Annotated in this window: 19 protein-coding genes; 10 read left to right on the top strand and 9 right to left on the bottom strand. The window is 39.2% G+C overall.

Translation table 11 applies throughout. The features are described from left to right. Nucleotides 1-25: 25 nt before the first annotated feature. The gene (locus tag AWW67_RS11155; RefSeq protein ID WP_053224502.1) at nucleotides 26-361 is read left to right on the top strand and encodes a hypothetical protein; all 336 of its coding nucleotides are present in this window, start codon (nucleotides 26-28) and stop codon (nucleotides 359-361) included. A 93-nt stretch (nucleotides 362-454) separates the two neighbouring features. On the opposite strand, the gene AWW67_RS11150 is transcribed toward AWW67_RS11155, so the two are convergent. The 4 genes from AWW67_RS11150 to AWW67_RS11135 form a co-directional block, all read right to left on the bottom strand. After that, complete coding sequence (locus AWW67_RS11150) at nucleotides 455-976, bottom strand: YdeI/OmpD-associated family protein (RefSeq protein ID WP_062301801.1); 522 nt, start codon at nucleotides 974-976, stop codon at nucleotides 455-457. A gap of 18 nt (nucleotides 977-994) precedes the next feature. Continuing rightward, nucleotides 995-1,789, bottom strand: a complete 795-nt coding sequence (locus AWW67_RS11145; protein WP_062301800.1) for a glutaminyl-peptide cyclotransferase — start codon at nucleotides 1,787-1,789, stop codon at nucleotides 995-997. A gap of 104 nt (nucleotides 1,790-1,893) precedes the next feature. Beyond that, nucleotides 1,894-2,499, bottom strand: coding sequence for a TlpA family protein disulfide reductase (locus AWW67_RS11140; protein WP_062301798.1), 606 nt, complete (start codon nucleotides 2,497-2,499; stop codon nucleotides 1,894-1,896). Between the two features lie 139 nt (nucleotides 2,500-2,638). Next, entirely contained in the window at nucleotides 2,639-3,232 is a 594-nt protein-coding gene (locus AWW67_RS11135) for a TetR family transcriptional regulator (protein ID WP_053224498.1), read from the bottom strand. A 148-nt stretch (nucleotides 3,233-3,380) separates the two neighbouring features. Between AWW67_RS11135 and AWW67_RS11130 the strand changes: the two genes are divergently transcribed. The 5 genes from AWW67_RS11130 to AWW67_RS11110 all read left to right on the top strand — a co-directional run bounded on the left by AWW67_RS11130 (nucleotide 3,381) and on the right by AWW67_RS11110 (nucleotide 11,148). Further along, a complete protein-coding gene (locus AWW67_RS11130; RefSeq protein WP_062301797.1) occupies nucleotides 3,381-6,653 on the top strand; it encodes a SusC/RagA family TonB-linked outer membrane protein in 3,273 nt (1,090 codons plus the stop codon). A 26-nt stretch (nucleotides 6,654-6,679) separates the two neighbouring features. Beyond that, the gene (locus AWW67_RS11125) at nucleotides 6,680-8,467 is read left to right on the top strand and encodes a RagB/SusD family nutrient uptake outer membrane protein (RefSeq protein WP_062301796.1); all 1,788 of its coding nucleotides are present in this window, start codon (nucleotides 6,680-6,682) and stop codon (nucleotides 8,465-8,467) included. Between the two features lie 112 nt (nucleotides 8,468-8,579). Beyond that, nucleotides 8,580-9,803 carry an alkaline phosphatase family protein gene (locus AWW67_RS11120; protein WP_062301794.1) on the top strand — a complete coding sequence of 408 codons (1,224 nt, stop codon included), beginning with the start codon at nucleotides 8,580-8,582 and terminating at the stop codon, nucleotides 9,801-9,803. Between the two features lie 9 nt (nucleotides 9,804-9,812). Beyond that, entirely contained in the window at nucleotides 9,813-10,730 is a 918-nt protein-coding gene (locus AWW67_RS11115) for a metallophosphoesterase family protein (protein WP_062301791.1), read from the top strand. A 109-nt stretch (nucleotides 10,731-10,839) separates the two neighbouring features. Next, nucleotides 10,840-11,148, top strand: coding sequence for a CBU_0592 family membrane protein (locus tag AWW67_RS11110; RefSeq protein WP_053224493.1), 309 nt, complete (start codon nucleotides 10,840-10,842; stop codon nucleotides 11,146-11,148). Between the two features lie 29 nt (nucleotides 11,149-11,177). Here AWW67_RS11110 and AWW67_RS11105 read toward each other — a convergent pair whose 3' ends face one another. Together AWW67_RS11105 and AWW67_RS11100 are read right to left on the bottom strand one after the other, a co-directional pair. Further along, nucleotides 11,178-13,298 (bottom strand): xanthine dehydrogenase family protein molybdopterin-binding subunit, encoded by a 2,121-nt coding sequence (locus tag AWW67_RS11105; protein ID WP_062301790.1) that lies wholly within the window; start codon nucleotides 13,296-13,298, stop codon nucleotides 11,178-11,180. An 18-nt stretch (nucleotides 13,299-13,316) separates the two neighbouring features. Beyond that, nucleotides 13,317-13,775 carry a (2Fe-2S)-binding protein gene (locus AWW67_RS11100; RefSeq protein ID WP_062301789.1) on the bottom strand — a complete coding sequence of 153 codons (459 nt, stop codon included), beginning with the start codon at nucleotides 13,773-13,775 and terminating at the stop codon, nucleotides 13,317-13,319. A gap of 269 nt (nucleotides 13,776-14,044) precedes the next feature. Between AWW67_RS11100 and AWW67_RS11095 the strand changes: the two genes are divergently transcribed. Then, entirely contained in the window at nucleotides 14,045-14,656 is a 612-nt protein-coding gene (locus AWW67_RS11095) for a hypothetical protein (protein WP_053224490.1), read from the top strand. Nucleotides 14,657-14,779: 123 nt separating this feature from the next. Here the strand turns inward: AWW67_RS11095 and pckA are convergent, their stop codons facing one another. Further along, nucleotides 14,780-16,393: a phosphoenolpyruvate carboxykinase (ATP) gene (pckA, locus tag AWW67_RS11090; protein WP_062301787.1), complete on the bottom strand. Its 1,614-nt coding sequence runs from the start codon at nucleotides 16,391-16,393 to the stop codon at nucleotides 14,780-14,782. A gap of 223 nt (nucleotides 16,394-16,616) precedes the next feature. On the opposite strand from pckA, the gene AWW67_RS11085 reads away from it, so the two are divergent. After that, the gene (locus AWW67_RS11085) at nucleotides 16,617-18,146 is read left to right on the top strand and encodes a peptide MFS transporter (RefSeq protein WP_062301786.1); all 1,530 of its coding nucleotides are present in this window, start codon (nucleotides 16,617-16,619) and stop codon (nucleotides 18,144-18,146) included. Nucleotides 18,147-18,190: 44 nt separating this feature from the next. Here the strand turns inward: AWW67_RS11085 and AWW67_RS11080 are convergent, their stop codons facing one another. Beyond that, nucleotides 18,191-19,135 carry a 3-oxoacyl-ACP synthase III family protein gene (locus tag AWW67_RS11080; protein WP_062301784.1) on the bottom strand — a complete coding sequence of 315 codons (945 nt, stop codon included), beginning with the start codon at nucleotides 19,133-19,135 and terminating at the stop codon, nucleotides 18,191-18,193. A 122-nt stretch (nucleotides 19,136-19,257) separates the two neighbouring features. After that, a complete protein-coding gene (locus tag AWW67_RS11075; RefSeq protein ID WP_053224485.1) occupies nucleotides 19,258-19,839 on the bottom strand; it encodes a uracil-DNA glycosylase family protein in 582 nt (193 codons plus the stop codon). A 128-nt stretch (nucleotides 19,840-19,967) separates the two neighbouring features. Here AWW67_RS11075 and AWW67_RS11070 point away from each other — a divergent pair, with 128 nt between their 5' ends. Beyond that, nucleotides 19,968-20,579 carry a trimeric intracellular cation channel family protein gene (locus tag AWW67_RS11070; RefSeq protein WP_053224484.1) on the top strand — a complete coding sequence of 204 codons (612 nt, stop codon included), beginning with the start codon at nucleotides 19,968-19,970 and terminating at the stop codon, nucleotides 20,577-20,579. Nucleotides 20,580-20,587: 8 nt separating this feature from the next. Next, nucleotides 20,588-20,965, top strand: a complete 378-nt coding sequence (locus tag AWW67_RS11065) for a RidA family protein (RefSeq protein ID WP_062301783.1) — start codon at nucleotides 20,588-20,590, stop codon at nucleotides 20,963-20,965.

Raw genomic sequence — 20,965 nt, 5'->3', positions numbered from 1 at the left:
TTAATTCAACAAAAATTATAAAGTTATGAAAAAGGCAATTTTAAGTTTATTAGCAATAGGTACTTTAAGTTTCACATCTGTTGCATTCACTAGTGTAGGCGAAGCTGCTACAGTGCTTGTTCAGCAAGAGAAGAAAACAGAAATTCTGATGAAAAACCTTCCTGAAGAAGTGAAAAAAGGATGGGAAGAAGCAGAATACAAAGATGAAAACGTAGAGAAAATCTACAAAGTTGAAACTCCAGCACCAGAGAGCGAAGAGTACATCGAGTTCATCGTGAAAAAAGAGACTGGTAAAGTAGCTGTTCACTTTGGAATGGACGGAACGTTACTGAGAGAGGTAGCTATTGACGGAAAACAGTAATCAGTTTTTGGTTGAGTATTCACATAAGTGACCCTTTGTGTTAGTAGAGAAGGTTATCCGGACGGGATAACCTTCTTGTTTTTGTGCCCGATTTTAACGCATTTTACCACGCTGATTGTATTCCTTGATCTTCACATTCAAAGCCTTGAAATCTAATTTGCCCTGAACCTCAGTAAGGTGATCTAGAATAGCCAACCCTTTGTTCAACTGGCTGTCTATGCTTTTTACTTTCCCCACAATGTAAATGAGGCTACGTTGCTTACCAGGAGTAAGAGAATGGAAGAATTTAGAGCCAACCTCATCTTGATCTAGCAAAACGCTAAAGGTTTCAGGCATTGGTATTCCATATTCTGAATTGTCCTTTTCAAGCGTTACTTCCACCTTATCGCCTTCACTTATATTCAGCTCGGTTCTTATTTTTTGGTTAACGAGAATATAACTTCCCTCGTTAATGGGCATCAAAGCTGTATGAATAGTGATTTTGTTATTGATCAGGCACTTTACTCGTCTGTTATTGCCATTGGTAAACTGAGCCGTTATTTCTGGGCTTACAGGCAAATGGTAGCTCCAATGTTCATAATGGAATTGGGCTAAAGTGGTAGTAAAGCTGACCAATGGTTCAAAATTGTGAGTTTAATTTTCTGGGTTGGCCGTGAGTTTCAACACATAAATCAGTGGCCAAAGTTTGCCAGTTACGAGTAAAGACTTAGTTGATTCATGCCAAGCAATTCCATTTAAAACATCAGCATCTGGGTTAAGCAATCGGGTGCGGTAAGTTAGGTCGGAAAGGTCTAAAAAACCTTGTACTTCGCCTGTATTGGCATCAATCTTAGCAATTTGGTCTTTTAAGTAAATGTTTGCCCAAATATAGCCATCAACGTACTCAAGCTCGTTTAGGCTGCTTACGGCTACACCTTTATAAGTTACATTAAGCTTTTTTATTGGAGTTAAGCTGGCAGTATCTAAAAACGAAAGCGAGTTCGAACCGTCTGACATAATCAGATTTTTTCCATCGTGGGTTAATCCCCAACCTTCATTATTGTATTTGAATTCTCTTAACTGTTCAAAGGTTTCTAAATCGTAAACAAAGCCTACTTTTTGCTGCCATGTAAGTTGGTAGATTTTGTTATTCAGAATGGTAATACCTTCTCCAAAGAATTTGTCGTCTAGTATTACCTTTTTGTCTGGCTTTCCAGTGGAAGGATCTACAATTCCGATCCACGAAGCTTCTCTACCTGTACTCTCGTATATTTTTCCTTTATGAACCAGTAAGCCTTGCGTGTAAGCAGTAGAATCATGCGGCATGGTTTGCTCCACCTTGTAGCTGATCAATTCAGGGTTGGCCAAAGAATACTTATCTTTTTTAGAAGGAGTGCATGAAATAATGCCTAGGCTGAGTGATAGGATGGAAAGTTGTAGAAATTTCATGGAGGATCGTCAATGTTTATTTACAAAATAGAAACCAACCGATAATGGATTTGGCTTGAATTTAATAATTGCCTTATTGGCACATAAACTTAACGAACATCCCTTTATTTCTCAGCCAGCTTTAGCAAATATTTCTTGAAACGTTTGGTGTCGTAATTGGCCATTCCTGTTTTACTTACTACAATTTTACCTTCAGGAGAAACTACAAAAGTGGATGGAACTACGCCAGTTTCGAAAACATCGGGTAGAGGAGAGGCCAATTTGAATACAGGAAAATCGAATCCTTTGCGCTTTACCCAAGTGCGAGCTGTTTTCATTTCGTCATCGTGAGAAATCATCAAAAACACAATATCATCTTTGTTTTCAATTTTATTGTAGAGCGAATTGATGTTAGGCATTTCGGCAACGCAAGGCGGGCACCAAGTGGCCCAAATGTTAATGAAAAGCGTTTTCCCTTTTAAATCACGAACATCTATTTTGTTGCCTTCTTCATTTACCAAACGGAAATTGTAATCGGCATCAACCACTTCATCGGCATCTAAAGCAGTGGCGTTCGCAACACCAGTTACCAATACTGCCTGCTGCACTTTTCCGAAAACTTCGGCCTGAGAACCTATCAAATAGATGACCAGAAAAACCATTACAACAATGGATAGCTCAATGATATCTCGTTTGGTTACGCCTTTCTTTTTCTTATTTTTTTCCTCCATTGCTGAATTTTTTGGGCTTCAAGTTAACTAAACTTACAAAATAGTACGAGCATACTATTCATTCCAATGTAATGAGAATGGAATCAATACATAATTGGTTCACTAGAAAGGCAAGATTGACGGCAGTATAGTTTAAAAGCTAAGCCTCGAGTTTCAGAATATCATAAGCATGCTGTTTATACTGCTCCATAATTTCGTCTTTTTTAGCAACATTCTTTTCCATACATAAATAGTAATAGGCGCCTTCTAAGATGGTATAAATCAAATTTGCGGTTCGTTTTGGATCTTCTAGTTTCAGTGACCCCTCTTCTATACATTCCAACAAATGAGATTCTAACCAAACGCGTAAAGAGTCATGTAACTCTTTGTATTTAGAACGAATCACGTTGTTTCTAAAAATCAAGCTGTAGCAACTGTAATAAACATCATCGCTAATCAGAGCATTCCATTTTCTGGAGAAAAGGTTGTTGAGCACTTCCTTTAAATGGTCAATCGAAGTGCCATCTTTTTGAGTGCTATAGATTTTTTGATAACGACTTAGAATATAATCAATGAGGGCAAGCACTAGCTCATCTTTGTTCTTAAAGTTATGCAAGATTAAGCTAGGGTTAACATCCATGGCTTCTGCAATCTTAGCAATAGAGGTGTTTTGGAGCCCTTCTGCCTTGGCTGTTTTATAGAATGCTTTTACTATTTCTTGTCTTCTGAGGTCTTTAATGTTCTTTCTTCCCATTGAATTTGTGTGTGATTCTGAGGCCCAAATATGTGGAAAATAAATTGAACGACTATTCAATTAAAATTAAATCGCGGTTAATGATGGGGTAACATGCCGCGCCTACATTTGACAATCTAAAATCTGCTCTAAAACTAAAACAAAACTTATGAAAGGATTTACATCCACGATTTCAACCCAACATAGGAAGCTCCGCAGGGCTTGCCTCATGTTGATGTGTTTATGTGTGTCTGCGTTGGGCTATGCCCAAGAATTGAATGTTAAAGGCTTGGTCTCAGATACTGAAGGACAGCCTATTTTTGGTGTTACAGTTTTTGAAAAAGGAACTACAAATGGAATGGTTACTGGTGCTGACGGAAAATACAGCATTAAAGTAAAAAGCCAAGAATCAGTAATTGTATTCTCATTCGTAGGCTTTATTTCTCAAGAAGTAACAGTGAATAATCAGTCTACAATTGATATTACGCTTCAGGAAGACATTAAAGAACTTCAGGAGTTTGTAGTAGTTGGCTATGGTGTAGAAAAGAAGGTGAATCTTTCTGGTGCTGTAGACCAAGTAGATGCACAGCAATTAGCGAAAAGGCCAATCAGTAGTGTAACTGAGGGGCTTCAAGGGGTTATTCCTAACCTAAATATCGATAGTAATTCTGGTGCTCCAGGTTCTACCCCAAATATTAACATTAGAGGCGTGACTTCAATCAATGGTGGAAATCCATTGATTTTGATTGACGGTGTTCCTTCTGATGCGGTGGAGTTAAACCGCATTGCTCCTCAAGACATTGAAAGCATTTCAGTAATCAAAGATGCTTCTTCGGCAGCCATTTATGGTGCAAGGGCAGCATTTGGTGTAGTAATCATTACTACAAAGAATGGAGCTGATAAAATGAGAATCAGCTACTCTGGTTATACGTCAATGAATGAAGCCACAGTTATACCCAACAAAATCACCGATCCTTATATCTACTCAAGGCTGTTAGAAACTTCAACCGATAATACTCCTTGGGACAATATTAACTTCAGTGATCAGTATTATGCTTGGGCCAGAGATCGCTCTAACGATCCTTCATTGCCTGGGGTAAGAAGAAATCCAACTAACGAAGCCGCTTGGGAATATATGGGTGGCCAAGATTGGTCTCGTCATTTTATGAAAGATCAAACTACTTCAAGCAACCATCAGCTTTCAATTAGTGGAGGTGACGATCGTGTTAATTATTTACTTTCAGGTTCATATAGTCATCAAGACGGGGTTTTGGCCATTGCCGATGATTACTTTGATCGATACACGGTAAGAAGCAAAGTTTCATACAAAGCCAACGATTGGTTAACCATTAGCAACAACACCTATTTAACCACTACGGAAAGAAAAGAACCTTCGTATTTCGATATTACTTCAATCTATAATATAGCTCCTACATCATGGAATATTAACCCTGACGGAAGTTGGGCCAATTCTGAAGCTGGAGTAATTTCTGCCCAACTAACGGATGGAGGAGAAGATATTACTGAATTTACAAGTGTTCAGTCGCAGTTTGGCGTACAAGCAATATTGTTAAAGGATATTCTGACTTTTAATACTGATTTCACCTTTAGAAGAGGAAGACAAGATAGGAACTGGTTTCAAACAAAATATAACATTGGTTATGGCCCAAGTGACATTAGAGAGCAGGGCAATAATTCAGCTTACAGATCAAGCTCAGTAGAAAACTACTATGTGTTGAATAGCTATTTAAGCTACAAACAACAATTTGGTGATCATGCATTAAGCGGAACTTTAGGTTTTAACCAAGAGCACAACCGCTGGAACTCGTTTAGCGCGCAGCGAAACAATGTTATTTCTGCTTCGCTACCTACCATAGCACTGGCAACAGGCGATCAGTTTGTAGGTGAAAGCGTATCTGAATGGGCAGTGAGAGGTGTTTTTTACAGATTGAACTATATCTATAATGATAGGTACATTCTAGAATTGAATGGCCGATATGATGGCGCTTCTAAATTCCCTTCTGATAATCGTTATGGATTTTTCCCTTCGGCTTCATTGGCTTGGAGAGTAGATGAAGAAAACTTTATGGCTGGAATGAGAGACTGGGTAAGCCAGTTTAAACTCAGAGGTTCTATCGGGTCTTTGGGTAACCAAGCTATTGGCCCTTATGAATACATTTCAACCATGAGCGCATACCAAGGTAATTACCTGATTGACGGAAAGTTGCCGCTAGAAATTTCTTCACCTCAGTTGGTTTCAAATAACTTTTCTTGGGAAGAGGTAGTAACCAAAAACTTTGGTGTAGACTTAGGATTCCTCGAAAATAGAGTGTCTGCATCATTCGATATTTACAGAAGAGACACCAAAGGGATGTTGACTTTGGGAAGAGAGTTGCCAGATGTTTTGGGTGCAACTGAGCCAAAAGAAAACGCTGCTGATTTGAAAACTAACGGTTGGGAATTCTCTTTAGGTTACCAAAACGAAGTGGCCCTTGCTGGTAAGCCATTAAACTTTAAAGCGGGTTTCAACTTATCTGACAGCCGTTCTTATATCACTAAATTCGATAACCCAACAGGAAGCATAACTCAGTTTTATGAAGGAATGGAGTTAGGCCAAATTTGGGGACTTCAAAACGATGGTTTCTTCAGGTCTGCCGAAGAAATCAACGCACTAGATCAGAACGCGATTGTGCCTTGGGGTGCTATTTCAATTGTTGAAGGATGGCCAAAATACAAAGACCTAAACGGAGACAATAAGATCACTAAAGGCTATACTTTGGATGATACAAAAGATTTGTCAATCATCGGAAATCAATCACCAAGGTACCGTTATGGAATAAACCTTTCTGCCGATTGGAATGGATTCGATTTAAGCGTTCTCTTCCAAGGAGTAGGGAAGAGAGATTACTATCCTTTAGATTACTTGTATTGGGGGTTTTATCAGCAGCCCTATGCAGGTGGTTATCCGCATTTGAACGATTTCTACCGAGCTGAATCAGAAACTGGTGCCGATAGAGACAGGCATTCACAATCGTATTTAGATGCAGGTTTAGCAGATCAAAATTTAGATGCTAAATATCCTCACTTACAATCTTGGTTGGCCGATAGAAATTTGGGAGAAAGAATTGATCAAGCGCAAGGTTTGGCCATTCCTCAAACAGATTATTTGTTGAGCGCAGCTTATTTAAGGCTCAAAAACTTAACCATCGGATATACTTTACCAGTCGCATTAATGTCTAAAACAGGCCTTTCAAGTGTAAGGGTTTATGCCAGTGGCGAAAACCTTTTCGAGTGGTCGGCATTAAAAGATTTCTTCGATCCAGAAGCAGTAAACAATGCCATTCAATATAACCCAGCTGTAAGCGGAGGAAGAGGAGTAGGTAAAGGTTACACTTACCCTTTCCAAAGAAGGTATGTATTGGGAATCAACATCACTTTGTAATCATCTGATTTTTAAACGAATTCAAAATGAAAAATTTTAAAATACTGATTGCACTCTTCTTAATTGGTTTGGTTACAGCCTGTAACGACAACTTCTTAGATGTAGTGCCAGAAACTTCGATTGGCGTAGAGAACTTCTTTAACACAGAAGAAGACCTTAATATTTACGTCAATAGCCTTTATAATTTCCCAGGTTCGGGGATTTATTATGCCGATGGTGGAACAGACAATGCTGCCACTACAGGGAATACTGAAATCAAAACCATGATGGTTAGTACTGCATCTTCTTCTACCATTACATCGGGTTGGAACTGGGGTGCGCTAAGGTCAATCAACTTGTTTTTAGAAAACTTTGACAAAGCGAACATCTCTCAAGAAAAACTGAACCATTTTGAAGGCTTAGGAAGGTTCTTTAGAGCTCAGTTTTACTACGATAAGGTAAAAAGGTATTCAGATGTGCCATATTACGATTTTGTGATCGAAACAGGTGATACTGAAGCCTTGAACAAGCCGCGAGATTCGCGAGAAATGGTGGTAGATAAAGTTTTTGAAGATTATCAATTTGCTATTGAAAACATTTTCGAGAATCAGCCTGATGGCGCAGTAAACAGATGGGTGGCAAAAGCCTTTATGGCAAGAAACGCGCTACACGAAGGTACTTTCAGAAAATATCACAGCGAATTAAATCTTACTGCTTCGGCTGATAAGTATTTGAAATTGGCAAGAGATATTGCCAAAGACATTATGGATAATGGGCCTTTCAGTATTAAGAATACAGGCAATAGCGCAACTGATTACAGCAGCTTGTTTAATAGCACTGATTTAGAGTCAAATCCTGAAGTCATTTTAGGAGTATATAGCCTAGACCAAGTGAAAAACAGTGGCTGGTCCGAAACCGTGTTTGGTAACTATGAAACCAGTCCAGCGAAAGATTTATTGCAGTCTTACTTAATGGCAGATGGTTCGTATTATTCAAATCAAGCCAACTACGATAAATTCAGCTTTGTTCAAGAGTTTCAAAATAGAGACCCTAGATTGTCTCAAACATATGCTTATCCAGGTTTTGTGTTGGTAAACTCAAGAACTTACAGTCAAGGTGCGGGAATGTATGTGCAGCAATTGGCAAAGAATTTCTCGGGTTATCATCAATTAAAAGGTTTTGTGAATGTAACAGATCAGGCCACTATTAATAACTTGGACTTTCCGGTGTTAAGGTTTGCAGAAACACTTTTGATTTATGCCGAAGCTAAGGCTGAACTAAATGAAATGAATCAAGCTGTATTAAATGAGTCGATTAACCTGTTGCGCGATAGAGCAGGAATGCCAGCATTAACAATGGGCGCCACTGTAGACCCTGTATTACAGGCAAAATACCCTACTGTAACAGACCCAGTTTTACTTGAAATCAGAAGAGAAAGAAGAGTTGAATTGGCTTTAGAAGGGTATAGGTTCGATGATTTAATGCGTTGGAAAGCAGGTAAATTATTGGAAGAAGAGCCAAAAGGTTTGTATTTCAGTGGTTTAGGTAAGCACGATGTTACTGGCGATGGAATTGAAGACATTATATTATTAGATGCTTCGGCTTCAATTCCTGATACCAAAGAGCGAAATGCTTTAGATGTTCCTTTTGCCTATTACAGAGTTGGAAGTTTTGGTGAAAACGTAGGGGTGTTTTTATCAGATGGTAACAGCGGACATATTTTAACGGTAATTGAAAGAGGAACATTTGACGATCCGAAGTTCTATTATCGCCCTGTACCAGCTGCTCAAGTAGCGTTAAACCCAAATTTGACACAGATTTTCGGATGGAATTAGATTAGGTTGCAAATGTTGAAATACTGGATGAGGCCCTCGGCCTCTTCTGGTATTTTCTTCTTTTCACCTAACTTAAGCCCAACCACTCAACTAACCAGACAAAATTAACATCATGTTGAAATCAATAAGCATACTTTTTTTGGCCATAATTATGGCGGCTTGCAATTCTACACCAGAAAAAAAGGTGATGATTATCTTAGTAGATGGCGTTCCTGCAGACGTGCTTGAAAGTGTAGATACCCCGATTTTGGATCAAATTGCTACACAAGGAGGCTATACTCGTGCCTACCAAGGCGGAGGAAAAGATGAGTATACACAAACACCTACCATTTCGGCTCCAGGTTATATGAACATGATTACTGGGGTTTGGGGAAACAAACACAATGTTTGGGGCAACAGTGTTAGAAACCCGAACTATAACTACTGGAACATCTTTCGTACCGTTAAAACGGTAAATCCAGAAATGACCACTGCCATTTTTTCTAGTTGGGAAGATAATAGAACAAAGTTAGTAGGAGAAGGAAAAACAGAGGCTGGGAATTTCATGTTCGATTACTCTTTTGACGGTTTTGAGTTAGATACAGTGGCTTTTCCACATACAGCCGACCGTAGCTTTATGTTTAATATTGACGAAAATGTTTCGAAAGGAACAGCCGATTATGTGCTTACTGATGCACCAAATTTATCGTGGGTATATTTAGAGTTTACGGACGATATGGGGCATATGTATGGCGACAGCCCACAAATGATTGAAGCCGTAAAAGGTATGGATAACCAAGTAGGTAGAATGTGGGCGGCCATTCAGCAACGCGAAAAGGAATTCAATGAAGATTGGATGATTGTAATTACAACCGACCATGGAAGGACAGAATCCAATGGTAAAGGTCACGGTGGTCAATCAGAAAGAGAGCGTACTACCTGGATTGTAACCAATCAAAACAACCTCAACAAAAGGTTTGAAAATAACCCACCGGTAGTCGATGTCGCTGCTAGTGCGTTAAGGTTTTTAGGTATTGAAGCCCCTGATCAAATCAAGGAAGAAATGGATGGTGTTCCGTTCATTGGTGATATTTCAATAATGAATGCTAAAGCCAAAGTAGAAGGGGACGAGCTTATCGTTTCTTGGGAGGTAGCTGATGCATCAGGAAGTGTAGAAATCTACCAATCTTCCACAAACAACTTTGCCAAAGGGGAAAAGGATGAGTACTCACTTTTAGGCAAGGCAGATGTGAAAAATGGTCGATTTAAAACTGATTTTGTTTTTCCTGTAGGAACTACCAAGCTCTTACTAAAGGCGCCCCATAACTGGACAAATGTTTGGATAATCGTTGAATAAGCTGAAACAATGAATAGACGAAATATTCTAAAATCAATAGCCTTAGCTGGTACGGGAGCATTAATAGGGGGTGATTTAACTTCTATTCAACCTAAAACAAAAAGAGTTCTACGCCTTGCTCACCTTACAGATGTGCATTTACGTGATGCGGATAATGCGCCTGATAAATTTATCAAGTGTTTACATATTATGCAGTCGTTGAAGGATAAACCTGATATGATTTTTAATGGGGGCGATACAATTTTTGATGCTTTAGGTACCGATAAAACAAGCGTTGAAAAGCAATGGCAACTTTGGGATAAAGTCATTAAAGCTGAAAATGATTTGCCTGTAGTTAATTGTATTGGCAACCATGACGTATGGGGGGCTGGAGAAAAATCGGATCCGCTTTATGGTAAAAAATATGCTTTGGAGAAAATGGATTTAGATAAACCATATCATTCTTTCGAAAAGGCTGGATGGAAGTTTATTATTCTTGATAGCACACATCCCGTAGGAGAGGGCTGGTATACAGCTAAGTTAGATGATGAGCAATTCGATTGGTTTGAAAAAGAATTAGAGGCTACACCTTCAACTACACCTGTTATGATAATGTCGCATATTCCAATTTTAACGGCTACCGGCTTTTATGAAGGTAATGAGAAGAATGGAAACTGGTCAGTGCCTGGTGGATGGATGCATATTGATTTCAATAGAATCAAAAAGCTTTTTATGCAACATGCCAATGTAAAACTTTGTGTAAGTGGGCATATGCATTTATTGGATAAAGTAGAATATAATGGTGTAACCTATTGCTGCAATGGTGCAGTAAGCGGAGGCTGGTGGGGTAACGAAATGTACTACGAAACCCAAGCTGGTTTTGCTACTGTGGATTTATATGAAGGTGGAGAATTTGATGTGCAATACCACACTTACAGCTGGAATTAGTGAGTATTAATCAGAAATTAAGCTTTTTGGGTGAAATCGTTAAGTACTTCCATAACCAAGCTTTTTTAAAGACTATTGCAATACTTTAGTTTTTAACAGAACGGTTTATATGGTTTCTCAAACTCTAATAAGTTATAGTGTTCAAACTTTAGGGTGGCTTGGTACGCTACTTTTTATTGTGAGTTACATTCAGCTAAATCGTGGAGTTTGGACCCTTCAGGATACAAAATTTCACGTTTACAATATCTTAGGAAGCGTGTTTTTAGTGATTGACACTGTTTACGACTTCTCTTATGCTGCGGCTGCGGCCAATTTCTTTTGGGGAATTGTAGCCTGTTACGGCTTGATTAAATTTAGAAATCAAGAGAAAGTCAAAAGTGATGAATTTATAGAAAGTAAAAAGCCCAACCTCATCTGAAGTTGGGCTTAATTTTGTGGTCTGAATTTCTATCCAAAAACCATTTGATCCTTTACGAAAGGAATTTTATAAAGTCTGTTTCCCGTGGCTTTGGCCATGGCATTAGCCAGAGCACCGCCTGCAGGTGGTAAAGAAGGCTCACCCAAACCAGTTGGATCGTTCAAGCTTTCTACAAAATGAACATCTACGGTAGGTGCTTCTTTGGTTCTTATCAAACGATAATTATTAAAGTTAGAAGCTTGAGGTGTTCCATTTACAAAGGAGAAATCGCCATAAAGCGCATGTCCCATTCCGTCTACTACACCACCCTGAATTTGATTAATGGCCGCATCAGGGTTTACTACAATTCCGCAATCTACAGCAACCGTTACATTTTTCACGATCGGATTGCCATCCTTCATAATCACATCAGCCACTTCGGCCACATAGGTATTGTGCGAATAATAAGCACTGAAACCTTTGCTTACACCACTTTCGGCTTTACCCCAATTTCCTTTTTCGGCAGCCAATTTAATCACACCAATCATTTTTGCTGGTTCATAGTCAATCTCCCCAACAGGATTGTTTTTCGCCCGTTCAAGAATATCTAATCTTAGCTGAATCGCATCTTGTCCCATTTCAGCAGCTAATTCATCGAAGAAGCACTGCTCGGCTACGGCCAAGAAGTTGGTGATAGGGGCTCTCCATGCTCCTGTAGTAATGTTACTATCTACATAACTCGATTCTATTAAGTAGTTTTCGATGCCGCCTGCTGGAAACCAATCTGGACGAACCCAGTTGTTACGTCCTATTCCTGCACCAGATAAATGGTAGCCCGTAAGCTTTCCGTCTTTAATGGCAGCTCTGAATTTATATTTTGATGCCGGACGGTATGTGCCCGCGGTCATGTCGTCTTCCCTCGAGAAAATCACTTGAACGGCTTTGTTGGCTTTCTGAGAAATTTCGGCAGCTTCTAAAGCAAAGTCTCCATAAAGTCTTCGTCCAAAACCGCCACCCATTCGGGTCATTTCTAAGGTAATATCGTCAGGGCTTTTTCCAAGCAGTCGGGCAATTTGCCCTCGGGTACCGGCCGGTGTTTGAATTGGCCCGACTAGTTTAACTTTGTCGCCTGTAACATCGGCAAAGAAATTCATCGGCTCCATGGTGTTGTGTGGTAAAAAAGGAGCCTCGTAGGTTTTTTCAAATACTTTATCTGCCGAAGCCATTGCTTTTAATGCATCACCATCGCTACGACTTGGCCTTTCTACTCTTTTATTGAGCAGTTTGTTCATTTCACTATCGTGATAAGGCGTGTCTTCAAGCCGTCCACTCATGTCCCAATCGGCCACTAAGGCTTTTTTACCCTTCATGGCTGCCCAAGTGTTGTTACCTAAAACAGCTACTTTATCTCCAAATTGAATTACATCATTTACGCCATTTACTTTTCTGGCCTCTGTGTCGTCAAAGGATTTTAGTTTAGCGCCAAATGCAGGTGGGCGAAGCACCACGGCATATTGCATTCCTTCTTGCTTGTAATCAATTCCGAATACAGGCTTACCGGTAATAATTTCATCTAAATCAACATTTTTCTGACTCTTACCAATAATGGTAAAGTCTTTAGGCTCTTTTAAAGTAACTTCTTCTGGTATTTCTATACCTACGGCCTTTGAGGCCAATTCTCCATAACTTAATTTTTTACTGCCATTCAGCACATAACCACCCTTGGTGGTAAGGCTGTTGGCATCTACTGCCCATTCTTTGGCGGCAGTTTCTATCATCAGTCTTCTAGCAGTGGCACCTGCCATTCGCATGCTTTTCCAACTACTTCTAATGGACTGACTTCCGCCTGCTACCTGACGTGGGAATGCATTATCGAGCGGGGCTTGTTTTACGATTACATCTTTCCAGTCTACATCTAATTCTTCAGCCACAAGCATCGGCATAGATGTTTTTACATTCTGTCCAATTTCCGGATTTGGCGACATGATGGTGATTTCACCATTGTTGGCAATGGTGAGGTAGGCATTGATATCGAACCAAGCCGATGCTGGGTCTTTTACTTCTGCCGAAGATGAACAAGCCCAATTGAATCCGATCATTAATCCTCCTCCAGCAAGAGCAGAAGTTTTGAGGAATGATCTCCTGTCTACTTTTGTTTTTATAACTGTCATTTTTCCTTGATTTGGAGGTTATAGATTAGATGCAGCCGAAGAAATGGCGGCTTTTATTTTATTGTATGTACCACAACGGCATAGATTTCCGTTCATAGCGGTTTCAATTTCATCCATAGAAGGGGAGCTATTGCGTTGCAGTAAAGCTGCGGCATTCATAATTTGCCCCGCTTGACAATAGCCACATTGAGGAACATCATGTTCTACCCAAGCTTTTTGTAAAACGTGGTCGGCTTTTTTAGAAAGGCCTTCAATAGTGGTGATTTTAGCTTCAGAAACTGCTGAAACTGGAATCGAACAAGAACGAACTGCATTGCCGTCCATGTGAATGGTACAAGCCCCACATTGCGCAATTCCACAGCCGAATTTTGTGCCCTTAAGGTCTAGGTGGTCGCGCAAAACCCATAGCATTGGGGTGTCTGCATCAGCCTCAACGGTTTGTTGCTTGCCATTGATTGTAAGTTGGTAAGTTGCCATAACGGATGATTTTGAGAAATTTGAATTGATGAATATATGATTTATGAGTTCAAAATCATAGCTATAATTGATGAAGAGCCTTATCTAGATTTTATGCGATAATCTTCGTCTTATTTTTTCTGCCGTTGTGTCCGATAATTCCTTTTTCTGCAGAATAGAGGTTACTTTTGCGGCCAAATTAAATGTGATGTAATATGTGGTTCGCGAATGCGATTTTCGCAATTAAGCCGTTACGTTTTCAGAGTGTTTTACCAAATAATTATAAACGAATGAAATACAGATTTTTAACCGTATTAGTGCTGATGGTTGCACTATTGATAACAAATAGGACTCCATCTTTTGGGCAAGAAGAAGTTCAAGAAGAAGTAGTTAAAACAGATTTAATAAGCCAGTTGGAATCGCTAATAGAATCTTCAGGAACTTATGTAGATAAGAAAATTATTAGAATTACAAGTTTGAACGAATTTAGAAGTGCGCTAGGAGATAGCTTGGCTAGCTATTCAAATAGTATAGAAAGCTTGAATACCGAGAAAAATAAGATTGAACTTGAAGTTAATGCTTTAAGGTCAGAGCTGGAGTCGGTAAAAGCTGAGTTGGAAGCCAGTGAAAAACTGAATGATAATATGTCATTCTTTGGTATTCTTTTGAGCAAATCAGTTTATAATATTATTGTATGGTCTATAGTGGCGGTTTTGATTGGGGTAATATTAGTAATGTTAGCCCGTATGAAAAAGGTGGCGCAATCTGCAAAGCGAATTAAGGGCTCATTTACTCAAGTAAGTGAAGAGTTTAGAGCATATCAGTTTGAGGCAAAGGAAAATCAAATTAAGATTAAACGTGAACTTCAAACCGCATTAAATAAACTAGAATTGAATAGATAGTTCAATTCGACAGAAGAACCATCACTGTCAAATTTTACACCTCACAAAAACACTCATTTAAAATAAGAAAGGCTGCCTCATACGAAGCAGCCTTTTCTGTTTACATTATATTTTGTAGTTCAATTAAACGTTTGCGCTCACTTTAGGAGCTCCAGCAAGAATTTCCTCACTAGCATACTCTTTAAATTTCGCGAAATTCTCATTGAATTTAATCGCTAATTTATTTGCTTCTGCATCGTAAGCTGCTTTATCTGCCCAAGTATTTTTAGGACTCAATATTTCAGTTGGAACGTTAGGACATTCATTTGGCATTGCCAAACCGAATACATTGTGAGTAGTATATTCTACGTTATCAAGCTTACCTTCTAAAGCAGCTGTAATCATAGCTCTTGTATACTTCAGTTTCATTCGGCTACCAGTACCATAAGCACCACCAGACCAGCCAGTGTTTACCAACCAAACGTTTACACCAGCTGCTTCCATTTTTTGGCCAAGCATTTCGGCATATTTAGTTGGGTGTAAAGGCATGAATGGAGCTCCGAAACAAGCAGAGAAAGCCGAAACTGGCTCAGTAATACCTGCTTCTGTACCTGCTACCTTAGCTGTATATCCAGAAATAAAGTGGAACATGGCTTGGCCAGGTGTTAACTTAGAGATTGGAGGCAATACACCTGAAGCATCGCAAGTAAGGAAGAAAATATTCTTAGGATTAGCACCTACAGAAGATTCTTGAATGTTATTGATGTGGTAAATAGGGTAAGAAACTCTAGTGTTTTCTGTGATTTTACCACTTGTATAATCAGGCTCGTTAGTACCTTCTTTAAAAGTAACATTTTCTAATAATGCGCCTGGTTTAATTGCATTCCAAATGTCGGGTTCTTTTTCTTCAGAAAGGTCAATTACTTTAGCGTAACAACCACCTTCAAAGTTGAAAACAGTGTTTTCGCTTGTCCAACCATGCTCATCGTCTCCAATAAGTTTTCTGTTCGGGTCGGCAGAAAGAGTAGTTTTACCTGTTCCTGAAAGACCAAAGAAAATTGCAGTATCACCATCTTCACCAACGTTAGCAGAGCAGTGCATTGCTAAAGTATCTTTTTGATGAGGCAAGATGAAGTTTAAGGCAGAGAAAATACCTTTTTTCATTTCACCAGTGTAACCGGTTCCACCAATTAAAGCGATTTTCCTTTTAAAGTTTAAGATGGCAAAGTTGTGCTGTCTTGTTCCATCTCTATCCGGAACAGCCATAAAACCCGGAGCACACATTACGGTCCACTCTGGAGTGAAGTCTTTTATTTCTTCTTCCGTAGGGCGCAAAAACATATTAAATGTAAATAAGTTAGACCAAGGGAATTCAGTCACTACTCTTACATTAGTTCTGTATTTCGGATCTGCACAAACGTATGAGTCGCGTGCATAAATTTCTTTTCCAGAAAGGTAATCTGTTACTCTGTCATAAAGCGCATCGAATTTAGCTGGCTCAAACGGGATGTTAATATTTCCCCACCAAACCGAATCTTCGGTGATTTCATCTTTAACAATAAACCTGTCTTTTGGTGAACGACCGGTGAATTCACCAGTGTTTACATTTATGGCACCAGTACTGGTTTCTTGCGCCATTCCTTTTTCCACAGAAATTTTCGCCAGTTCTTCTGAGGATAGGTTCCAATGTACAATTGCATCTTTGATGCCCAATTCTTTCACACTCGCTTCGTTGGATTTAAGCCCGTTTTCTTGCATTTTCTTAGTTTTTAATACTCTGTTTTGCAAACGATTGCATTCTATTTAGGGGTGCAAAAATAGGGAAAAAAACTATTGATTAGAATTCCACGCAGTAATAATAAAAAGACTCTTATAAGTGGTTCAAAAACTCTGTTCGATGGTCATTAACATAATCGCATTTGTAAATACCCTTTTACCGTAGTAGTTTTATCGGTATTGAACTAAACAAAAATCAGAATCTATGTTGGATAAAGGAACTATTGAAGGTCCGCAGATGATGGGGCATCCCAAAGGTCTGTTCTATCTTTTTTTCGCTGAACTTTGGGAAAGGTTTAGCTTTTACGGAATGAGGGCATTGTTGACCCTATATATGGTCAACGAAATTTTTGAAGCTCTTACCTCTAGAGATTTGGCCGCTGCTGCGGTATATGCTTCTTATGGCTCTTTGGTTTACGCTTCTACTGTAGTTGGCGGAAGGGTTTCTGATACACTCTTGGGTTTCAGAAGGTCGATTATGCTGGGTGGAGTTTTAATGTCGCTAGGCCATTTTGTTCTTGCAGTAGAAAACGAGTATACATTCTATCTAGCGCTTGCCTTAATTGTAGTGGGGAACGGTTTCTTTAAGCCAAATATCTCAACTTTTGTAGGTTCTCTTTATAAAGATGGAGATACCAGAAAAGATTCTGGGTTTACCATTTTTTATATGGGAATTAATATTGGTGGTTTTGCTGCACCACTTTTGTGTGGTTGGTTAGGCCGTGAATATGGCTGGCATTATGGTTTTGGCCTTGCCGGTATTGGTATGCTTGCCGGACTTATTGTTTTTTGGCGTGGAATTAAAGCAGGGGTATTCCTAGATAAGGGAATGGCGCCTAGTGTTGAAAGGCTTGAATCAAGAGTTTTAGGTATCAAAAAGAAAACTTTCGTTCCAATTTTGGCTTTCTTAGCCGCGCCAGTAATTGCAATGATGTTATCTTCTTACGGAGCAATTGGTGGTGGCGATACCTTTTTAGGTGACCAGAATGTAGTGACATTAATATTTAAATTGCTCGGCTTCGCTATTCTCATCTATATGGCGGTAATCATGTATCAGGCTACCGCTTCTGAAAGGAAGAAGTTAGCGGTAGCATTAATGATTACCGTTTTCATGAGTATTTTTTGGGGTTTTCATGAATTATCGGGATCTGTAATTACGCTCTTTGCCAGCAGAAACGTAAATCTATGGTTGATTGACGCTGCTCAAACGAATGCGTTAAACTCGATGTGGATCATTATTCTATCCATTCCAATATCGTTGCTGTGGGGCTTTTTGGCCAAAAAGAAGTTAAACCCTAGAACTCCTTATAAGTTTGCTTTGGGGCTATCTTTAGCAGCAATCAGTTTCTTTGTACTGTCTTTAAGTGGAAATGCTGCTGATTCTGAAGGAATGGTGCCTTTTTTCTATCTCATGGTAATGTACTTCTTAATTTCAGTTGGTGAGTTATTCATGTCGCCAGTTGGCCTTTCTAAAATTACAGATCTGTCACCTCAAAGAATCGTAGCATTTATGATGGGTGTTTGGTTCTTGTCTTCTGCTTATGCATTCCAAATTGTTGGTTTTATTGGTAAGCAATTGGCAGTAGAGAGTACAGATAAGGACGTGAGAGGTTTTGAATCGTTAGATACTTACATTGGTGGCTTTGAACTAATTGCTAAATATGCATTCGGTGCAGCGATTATAGTGTTTATACTAGGTCCAATAATGAAAAGATGGATGCAAAACGTTCACTAGAAAGTTGTGTATGACATTAGAAGCCGCTCATAGAGCGGCTTTTTTTATGCCCTTACTAGCATAGCACCACTGGAATAACCACCGCCAAAAACGGTTACAACAGCCAGTTCACCTTTTTGCATAGAACCGAAGACCTGAGAATAACCGATAGAAGAACTAGCCGAGCCTGTATTGCCAAATTCAACCATGTTGATAACCACCTTTTCAATAGGGAAATTTAGAGTTTCAGCAACTTTATTGATTATCCTCATATTGGCTTGGTGTGGAATGAGGTAGTTTAAATCCGCTAGTTTACAGCCACTTTTTTCTAGGATAATCTCCGTTTTTTCCGACATGTATTTAATGGCATTGTAAAAAACATCTCTACCATCGGGCATAGAAATACCACCATCAAAAGGCTTTAAACATACACCGTTTGGCCCTCGTCCAATAGTCGCGTGGCCTTCAGTATTTACCCCAAGAACTTCATGGTCTTTATCAGTAACTCTTTGATTTGAAAGAAATACAGCAGAAGCCCCATCTCCCCATAGGTGTGCAGAAATAGGGTCTGATTCATTTAAATAAGCCCAATTGTGTTCTGAAGTTACGATTAAAGCCTTTTTAGCTTTTCCCGTGGCGAAATAACCTTCAGCAATTTCAATGGCATTGACAAACGAGCTACAGGCAGAAGAAACGGAAAACACAATGGCTCCGTTGATGCCATACTTTTGTTGAACCACATGAGCCAGAGTGCCAACAGTGTCATAGGGTGAATAAGTAGCACCTATAATCAAATCAACTTCGGTGATATCATAAGGTAGATTCTTCAATCCATTTTCAATGGCCGAAATGGCCATAGTATTTACATTTTCGTTTTCTGAAGTTCTTCTGCGGTTCTTAATTCCTGATTTACGGATAATGGTTTCATCGTCCATTCCATTTTTATCAAAGAAATAACTGTTCGGAATTATGTTAGAAGGTATATAATGTGACGCTAGATTAATGTACATGGAATCCTGTTACGGGTGGTTGTTTTAATATGTTGAGTTTTGACTTCGAAACTAGTACATATTTCGCTAATCTCTGTTAAAATTGGTGCTATTAGGTAATATTGAAGGCATTTAGATAGTGACTAGCCTAAAATTGATTTTACACTTTGCTGTAACTTTGGAATGATTTCTTCTTCAAACCATTGATTTTTCCTCATCCAAATTCCATTCCTAGGCGAGGGGTGAACCAAGGGGAAGAATTCTGGTAAATAATGGTTGTAATTCTGAACTGTTTCTGTAAGAGTTTTCTTCTTTCGTTCTCCTAAATAATAAGCTTGGGCATACTGACCAATCAAGAGTGTTAGTTTAACTTCTTTAAGAAGGTCTAAAATTTGGTTGTGCCATAGTGGAGCGCACTCTGGTCGAGGAGGTAAATCGCCTGATTTTCCTTTTCCCGGATAGCAAAAACCCATTGGTACAATGCCAAAAAGGTTAGTATCATAAAACTGTTCATTGGTTACACCCAGCCATTTTCTAAGGTTCTTGCCAGAGGCATCGTCCCAAGGAATTCCCGATGCGTGTACTTTGGTGCCTGGCGCTTGGCCAATCACTAATATTTTTGAATGAGCACTAATAGATACTACAGGTCGCGGCCCAAGTGGTAAATGTTCGGCACAAACCGTACATGCTTTAATTTGGCTTAGTAAGTATTCAAAGTTTGACATAGCATTCCAATTTAAAACAAAAATGCTAGAGAGAAATGGACATGGATTATTGACTGTATTGGAAATGACAAAAAGATAATGAAGCTGAATTAATGGCATTAGATTATCTTCGCCCAAAGTTTAAATGAATGAGTACCCAAGAATTAGTTTATTTTATTGATTTAGGAGGAACACTCGTGTTTGCGATTAGTGGATGGTTAGCCGCTTCTAAAAAGCAAATGGATCCTTTTGGTGCTTCTGTAATTGCTTTTATTACCGCAGTTGGGGGTGGTACTTTGCGTGATTTATTAATCGGCAGTCAGCCGGTAGGATGGATGGTCGATCAAAACTACCTCCTTATGATTGCTGGCGGAATTGGGCTTGGGTTTTTGTTTAAGCGTTATTTAGAAAAACTTCGAAAAACCATGTTCCTGTTTGATTCTATCGGGATTGGTTTGTTTACCATATTGGGAATCGAAAAAACACTTTCATTTGGTTTAACCCCTGTTATTGCCGTAATGATGGGCACCGTTTCAGCCGTTTTTGGCGGGGTTTTGCGTGATACTTTGGCCAATGAAGTGCCTTTAATTTTTAGGCAGGAAATTTATGCAACGGCTTGTTTAACAGGGGGTATTCTATTTCTGGTTTTAGGTCATTTTAATGTGAATGTTGATGTGAGAATCATTCTTACAGTGGTTTATATTATAGCACTCCGAATTGTTTCTGTAAAATATAAATGGTCGTTTCCAACTATTAAATAATACTGGCAATGAAAATTATTCATTCAACCAACGCCCCAAAGGCTTTAGGGTCTTATTGCTCAGCCATTCGTACGGGTAATTTACTTTTCTGTTCAGGCCAGACGGGAATTAACCCATTTACAAATAAAATAGAATCAACAACAGTTGAAGGACAAACTAAACAGGTGTTAGCAAATTTAAAAGCTGTTTTGGCTTCTGAAGGACTAGGAGTGAAGGATGTTGTGAAGTGTAATGTTTACCTCAGCGATATGGAGCATTTCGAACTATTGAACTCTGTATATGGTGAGTTTTTCGAAGGCCACACACCTGCTAGAACCACTGTGGCCGTTGCAGGCCTGCCCTTAAATGCCCTTGTAGAAATTGAGTGCATCGCTGAAATTAGATAG

It is taken from the genome of Roseivirga seohaensis (assembly GCF_001592945.1).
Taxonomy (GTDB): Bacteria; Bacteroidota; Bacteroidia; order Cytophagales; family Cyclobacteriaceae; genus Roseivirga; species Roseivirga seohaensis.
The sequence above is the reverse complement of the archived record's forward strand: the minus strand, read 5'-3'. Positions and strand labels throughout refer to the sequence as shown.

Excerpts from the sequence above, each read along its gene's own strand:
- AWW67_RS11140 (WP_062301798.1), bottom strand. The coding sequence starts at position 2,499 with ATGGAGGAAAAAAATAAGAAAAAGAAAGGCGTAACCAAACGAGATATC.
- AWW67_RS11095 (WP_053224490.1), top strand. The coding sequence starts at position 14,045 with ATGAAATACAGATTTTTAACCGTATTAGTGCTGATGGTTGCACTATTG.
- AWW67_RS11125 (WP_062301796.1), top strand. The coding sequence starts at position 6,680 with ATGAAAAATTTTAAAATACTGATTGCACTCTTCTTAATTGGTTTGGTT.
- AWW67_RS11070 (WP_053224484.1), top strand. The coding sequence starts at position 19,968 with ATGAGTACCCAAGAATTAGTTTATTTTATTGATTTAGGAGGAACACTC.
- AWW67_RS11105 (WP_062301790.1), bottom strand. The coding sequence starts at position 13,298 with ATGACAGTTATAAAAACAAAAGTAGACAGGAGATCATTCCTCAAAACT.
- AWW67_RS11155 (WP_053224502.1), top strand. The coding sequence starts at position 26 with ATGAAAAAGGCAATTTTAAGTTTATTAGCAATAGGTACTTTAAGTTTC.
- AWW67_RS11135 (WP_053224498.1), bottom strand. The coding sequence starts at position 3,232 with ATGGGAAGAAAGAACATTAAAGACCTCAGAAGACAAGAAATAGTAAAA.
- AWW67_RS11065 (WP_062301783.1), top strand. The coding sequence starts at position 20,588 with ATGAAAATTATTCATTCAACCAACGCCCCAAAGGCTTTAGGGTCTTAT.
- AWW67_RS11115 (WP_062301791.1), top strand. The coding sequence starts at position 9,813 with ATGAATAGACGAAATATTCTAAAATCAATAGCCTTAGCTGGTACGGGA.
- AWW67_RS11085 (WP_062301786.1), top strand. The coding sequence starts at position 16,617 with ATGTTGGATAAAGGAACTATTGAAGGTCCGCAGATGATGGGGCATCCC.
- AWW67_RS11080 (WP_062301784.1), bottom strand. The coding sequence starts at position 19,135 with ATGTACATTAATCTAGCGTCACATTATATACCTTCTAACATAATTCCG.
- AWW67_RS11100 (WP_062301789.1), bottom strand. The coding sequence starts at position 13,775 with ATGGCAACTTACCAACTTACAATCAATGGCAAGCAACAAACCGTTGAG.
- AWW67_RS11145 (WP_062301800.1), bottom strand. The coding sequence starts at position 1,789 with ATGAAATTTCTACAACTTTCCATCCTATCACTCAGCCTAGGCATTATT.
- AWW67_RS11120 (WP_062301794.1), top strand. The coding sequence starts at position 8,580 with ATGTTGAAATCAATAAGCATACTTTTTTTGGCCATAATTATGGCGGCT.
- AWW67_RS11130 (WP_062301797.1), top strand. The coding sequence starts at position 3,381 with ATGAAAGGATTTACATCCACGATTTCAACCCAACATAGGAAGCTCCGC.
- AWW67_RS11110 (WP_053224493.1), top strand. The coding sequence starts at position 10,840 with ATGGTTTCTCAAACTCTAATAAGTTATAGTGTTCAAACTTTAGGGTGG.
- pckA (WP_062301787.1), bottom strand. The coding sequence starts at position 16,393 with ATGCAAGAAAACGGGCTTAAATCCAACGAAGCGAGTGTGAAAGAATTG.
- AWW67_RS11075 (WP_053224485.1), bottom strand. The coding sequence starts at position 19,839 with ATGTCAAACTTTGAATACTTACTAAGCCAAATTAAAGCATGTACGGTT.